The organism is Rhizobium sp. UBA1881 (assembly GCF_002338015.1).
GTDB lineage: Bacteria > Pseudomonadota > Alphaproteobacteria > Rhizobiales > Rhizobiaceae > Rhizobium.
On sequence record NZ_DDHH01000120.1, the window covers coordinates 1 to 4,924 of the forward strand.

At 62.3% G+C, this 4,924-nt stretch carries 5 protein-coding genes; 4 read left to right on the plus strand and 1 reads right to left on the minus strand.

Features of this window, described 5'->3' with window-relative positions; translation table 11 throughout:
• On the plus strand, positions 1-521 hold a 521-nt coding region (locus B3605_RS14875; protein ID WP_296434765.1), incomplete at its 5' end, for an LLM class flavin-dependent oxidoreductase.
• Between the two features lie 113 nt (positions 522-634).
• Positions 635-1,393: a type I methionyl aminopeptidase gene (map, locus tag B3605_RS14880; protein ID WP_047506259.1), complete on the plus strand. Its 759-nt coding sequence runs from the start codon at positions 635-637 to the stop codon at positions 1,391-1,393.
• A 104-nt stretch (positions 1,394-1,497) separates the two neighbouring features.
• Here map and B3605_RS14885 read toward each other — a convergent pair whose 3' ends face one another.
• On the minus strand, positions 1,498-2,079 hold the full coding sequence (locus B3605_RS14885; protein ID WP_047506258.1) for a PadR family transcriptional regulator: 582 nt from the start codon (positions 2,077-2,079) through the stop codon (positions 1,498-1,500).
• Positions 2,080-2,230: 151 nt separating this feature from the next.
• On the opposite strand from B3605_RS14885, the gene B3605_RS14890 reads away from it, so the two are divergent.
• Positions 2,231-3,415 carry an MFS transporter gene (locus tag B3605_RS14890; RefSeq protein ID WP_112943848.1) on the plus strand — a complete coding sequence of 395 codons (1,185 nt, stop codon included), beginning with the start codon at positions 2,231-2,233 and terminating at the stop codon, positions 3,413-3,415.
• Positions 3,416-3,538: 123 nt separating this feature from the next.
• A complete protein-coding gene (gene sbmA / locus B3605_RS14895) occupies positions 3,539-4,807 on the plus strand; it encodes a peptide antibiotic transporter SbmA (RefSeq protein WP_112943849.1) in 1,269 nt (422 codons plus the stop codon).
• The last annotated feature ends 117 nt before the right edge of the window (positions 4,808-4,924 follow it).

Here is a 4,924-nt window from a genome sequence, read left to right on the forward strand (position 1 = left end):
GATCTCCGCAGTCGGTGGCGCGCGCCGGCGCGCTCGGGCTGCCGGTGGCGCTTGCCATCATCGGCGGCGAGCCGCATCGGTTTGCGCCGCTGTTTGATCTCTACCGCGAGGCGGCACGGCGGGCAGGGCAGGATCAGGCCAAGCTCAAGACATCGATCAACGTGCACGGTTTCGTCGCCGATACCACGGATGCGGCGGCCGATCAGTTTTACGGGCCGCAGGCGGAAGTGATGAACCGGATCGGCTGCGAGCGCGGCTGGGGGCCGACCAGCCGCCCGCATTTCGACGCCTCGCGCGGGCCGAAGGGGGCGCTCTTCGTCGGCGATCCTGAAGTGGTGGCCGAGAAGATCATCGCGCATCACAAGCTCTTCAAGAACGATCGCTTCCTGTTGCAGATGGCGATCGGCCTGATGCCGCACGACCAGATCATGCGCGGGATCGAGCTCTACGGCACGAAAGTCGCGCCGATCGTCAGAAAGGCATTGACTGAGAGCGGCGAAGGGGCGAAAGCCAGCGCCTAAAGCAGGAGCTTCATGGCGTAAAGGATGAATTGGATTTCCCCCGGCGTCGTGTTCTGTTCCAGATTCGAGAGCCGGCCGACCGGCCGTAACCTTAGGGCCGGAAACGGAATTTCATGATTATCGAGACTGAAGACGAACTCCTGAAGCTCAAAGAGATCGGCCGCATCTGCGCCAACGCGATCCAGATCATGGCGTCGTCCATGGAGCCGGGGATCACCACGCAGGAGCTCGACGATATCGGCCGCAAGGTGCTCGAAAGTGCCGGCGCGCGCTCGGCGCCGGAGTTCTGCTACCAGTTTCCGGGTGCAACCTGCATCAGCGTCAACGAGGAGATCGCGCACGGCATTCCCGGTTCGCGCGTCATCCGTCCTGGTGATCTCGTCAATATCGACGTCTCGGCCGAAAAGGACGGTTTCTTCTCCGATACCGGCGCCTCCTTCGTCGTGCCGCCGTCGAAATCGAAGCTCGACAAGCTCTGCCGCGACGGCAAGCGGGCGCTTTGGGTCGGTCTCAACCAGGTGAAATCGGGCGAGCCGCTGGCCAAGATCGGCCAGGCGATCGGCGCGTTCGCGGCCAAGAACCGCTATACGCTGGTGGCGAATCTCGCCAGCCACGGTGTCGGCCGCTCGCTGCACGAGGAGCCGGGCGAGCTTTCGACATGGCCGGACCCGTCCGAAAAGCGGATCATGACGGATGGGCTGGTGTTCACCGTCGAACCCTTCCTGTCGCTCGGCGCCACATGGGCCGAAGGCGGCGACGATGCCTGGACGCTCTATGCCGATCCGCAGGCGCCGACGGTGCAATACGAACATACCGTGGTCGCGACCCGCAACGGGCCGATGATCCTGACGCTGCCGGACGGGCAGGCGTAAAACCGGTTTCGACGATCTGTCTTACGATATAACGGACCTATAATGCGAGACGCCCTGCTCATAGAGCAGGGCGTTTCCATTTGGCTTGGTGAAGCCGGTGGTGATTAGTCGTTCTTCGGCTGCTGCAGGATTTCGGCGGCGGCGCGTTCCAGGATGCCGGCGATGCGCTTGGCTTCGTCCTTCGACCAGGGATAGCGCAGCTTCAGCGCCGATTTCAGAAGCATGCGGGCGGCGACGACTTCGCTCTTGTCTTCGGGGAAGGCTTCTTCCTCGCGTTCCCTGCCATAGCTTTCCGGACCGCGGCTTTCCGGATCGAAGATGCGGCGCACATGCGCCATCTTCTCCCCGATGCGTTCCAGCTTTCCAAGCGTCATTTCGATCATGGAACTGTTCTCCTCGACCTGTTTGCGGCCGCTTTCGGTGATGCGGTAGAGCTTCTTCGTGCCCTCCGCCTCGACCTCGGCGAGACCGGTTTCTTCCAGATAGGTCAGCGCCGGATAGATGACGCCGGGGCTCGGGACATAGAAGCCGCCGGAGCGCTCTTCCAAAAGCTTGATCAGCTCGTAGCCATGGCGCGGCTGTTCGGCCAGAAGCGCCAGGATCACCAGCTGCAGGTCGCCTGCCGCGAACTTCCGCCCCATGCGAAAGCCGCCGCCACCCATCATTCCACCTCTAAAACCTCTCATCGATCACTCCTTATGATGTATCGTTGATTATGTCGTAAAACATATATCGTAAGATATGGCGTTTCAAGGGCAGGCCGAAAATTTCCGGAATTGATGGGTTCATCAGAAAATCTTGATTGCGGCTCGCGGTGTGCGGCGCGATAAGCGAGCCATGTTGGCTCGTAATGAAACTCCCCACGCACCCCTGTTTCGCACAGCTCTGGCCGGAATGATCGCCATGGCGGCGGCCATGGGCTTCGGGCGCTTTTCCTACACGCCGATCCTGCCTGGGATGATGAGCGGCGTGCCGCTGTCGGCCGCCGATGCCGGCTTCATCGCGTCCGCCAATTTCGTCGGCTATCTCGTGGGCGCGGTTCTCGCCGCCTATGGCTGGGCGGCGGGGCGGGAGCGGAAGGTGGCGCTGTCGGCGCTTCTCGCCAACGCCATCCTGATCGCCGCGATGGCCATGACCCATTCGGTCATGCTCTTTGCCGTCATCCGCTTTCTCGCCGGTCTCGCCAGCGCGTTTGCGATGATCTTCACCTCGTCCATCGTGCTCAGCCACGGCGCCGCTGCCGGCAACGACCATGTGCAGTCGGCGCATTTCGGTGGGCCGGGGGCGGGGATCGCCTTGTCGTCGGTGATGGTCTTCGTCATCGGGCTCATCGCGCATGGCGGCCCGGATGCTTGGCGGATCGACTGGATCGGCGGGGCGATCTATTCGGCGATCAGTCTCGTGCTTGTCTGGCTGCTTCTGCCTTCCGGCCCCGTCGTCAGCGGGCAGACCGGCAAGGAGCCGCCGATCACCTGGAGCCGGCCGATGCTCTTGGTCACGCTCTCTTATGGCCTGTTCGGCTTCGGCTATGTCATCACCGCCACCTTCCTCGTCACCATAGCCCGGATGGCGGCATCAGGTGCCGTGGTCGAATTCCTCTGCTGGTTCATCGCCGGGCTGACGTCTGCCGTCGCGCTGTTTGCGTGGAAGCCGTTCGTGCGGCCGCTCGGGCTCGGCTGGATCTATGTCGCGGCCCTTCTGGTCGAGGCGCTCGGCGTGCTCGCAACCGTGATGCTGCCGCCATCGGTGGCGCCGCTGATCGGCGGGGCGCTGTTTGGCGCGACGTTCCTGGCGATTACAGCCTACGGGCTGCAGATCGGCCGCAAGCTGGTTCCGGCAAGCCCGCGCCGGGCATTCGCGATGATGACGGCGGCCTTCGGCTTTGGCCAGATCGTCGGGCCCATCGTCGCCGGCGCGCTTGCCGAGCGCACGGGAAGCTTCGTCGCGCCCACCTATGTGGCGGCCGTGGCGCTCGTCATCTGCGCCGCCATGGTCATGCCTGTGATCAAGAAGCTCTCCTAAGCGGTTACAATTGCGTAACAATGGCGTCAGGCCATTGCCGCTTTCCGCGAACTGCCTTAATTTCCGGCGCAATCGCTCTTATAGAGCTTGCGAAGACACTCGTTCAGGAAAGCAATCCCACCCGTGTTTCTATCCTACTTCCCGAAGCCGAAACTCTTCTTCACATCGGCCGTCGTCTGGGCGCTCATCGGCGTTCTCCTTTGGTATTTCGGAGGCTCGAGCCTCGGCGCCGCGATCGGCCTGCCGCCACTGGCCGCAGGTCAGGAAGCGCCGATCGGCGTGTCCGTGTTCTGGTCGACGCCGTTCCTGTGGTTCTACATCTACTACGTCGTCTTCGTCGCCATCTTCGCGGGCTTCTGGTTCACCTACTGCCCGCATCGCTGGCAGATGTGGTCGGTCCTCGGCTCGGCGCTGATCATCTTCAACACCTATTTCTCGGTGCAGGTCAGCGTCGCCATCAATGCCTGGTACGGTCCGTTCTACGACATGATCCAGCGGGCGCTGGCGCGGCAGGCGCCTATCCCGACGGCCGCCGATCTCTATTGGGGCATGACGGGCTTCGCCGGGATCGCCTTCGTCGCCATCACCGTCGGCATGCTGAACCTGTTCTTCGTCAGCCACTGGATCTTCCGCTGGCGCACGGCGATGAACGAATTCTACATGTCCTACTGGCCGCAGCTCAGGCACATCGAAGGCGCCTCGCAGCGTGTGCAGGAAGATACGATGCGGTTTTCGACGACGGTCGAAGGCCTTGGGGTCAATCTCGTCAGTTCGGTCATGACGCTGATCGCGTTCCTGCCTGTTCTCTTCAAGTTTTCGAATACGGTCACCGAGCTGCCGCTCATCGGCGAAGTTCCGCATGCGCTCGTCTGGGCGTCGATCTGCTGGGCGCTGTTCGGAACCGTCTTTCTGGCGGCGGTCGGCGTCAAGCTTCCAGGGCTGGAATTCCGCAACCAGCGTGTCGAAGCGGCCTACCGCAAGGAATTGGTCTACGGTGAGGACCATGACGACCGTGCCGATCCGATCACGGTGGCGCAACTCTTCGCCAACGTGCGCCGCAACTATTTCCGCCTCTACTTCCACTACATGTATTTCAACGTCGCCCGCATCTTCTATCTGCAGGCGGACAATCTGTTTGGCACCTTCATCCTCGTCCCGTCGATTGCCGCGGGCAAGCTGACGCTCGGCGTGCTGAGTCAGATCCAGAATGTTTTCGGGCAGGTGGCCGGATCCTTCCAGTATCTCGTCAATTCCTGGACGACGATCGTCGAGCTCTTGTCCATCTACAAGCGCCTGCGTACCTTCGAATCCGCCATCGAAGGCGAGCCTCTGCCTGCTATCGACCAGCGCTATCTGGAGCGCGAGCGGGGGATCGTGCACTCCGACGGCTAGTTCGCGGGCGGAATGGAGTTTGTGAGACGCCGCGTGTCCTGGATGCGCGGCGTTTTTGTTTTTGTGGGGGGGAGACCACGGTTTGCCTTGTGCCCGGGATACCCCCCTCTGTCCTGC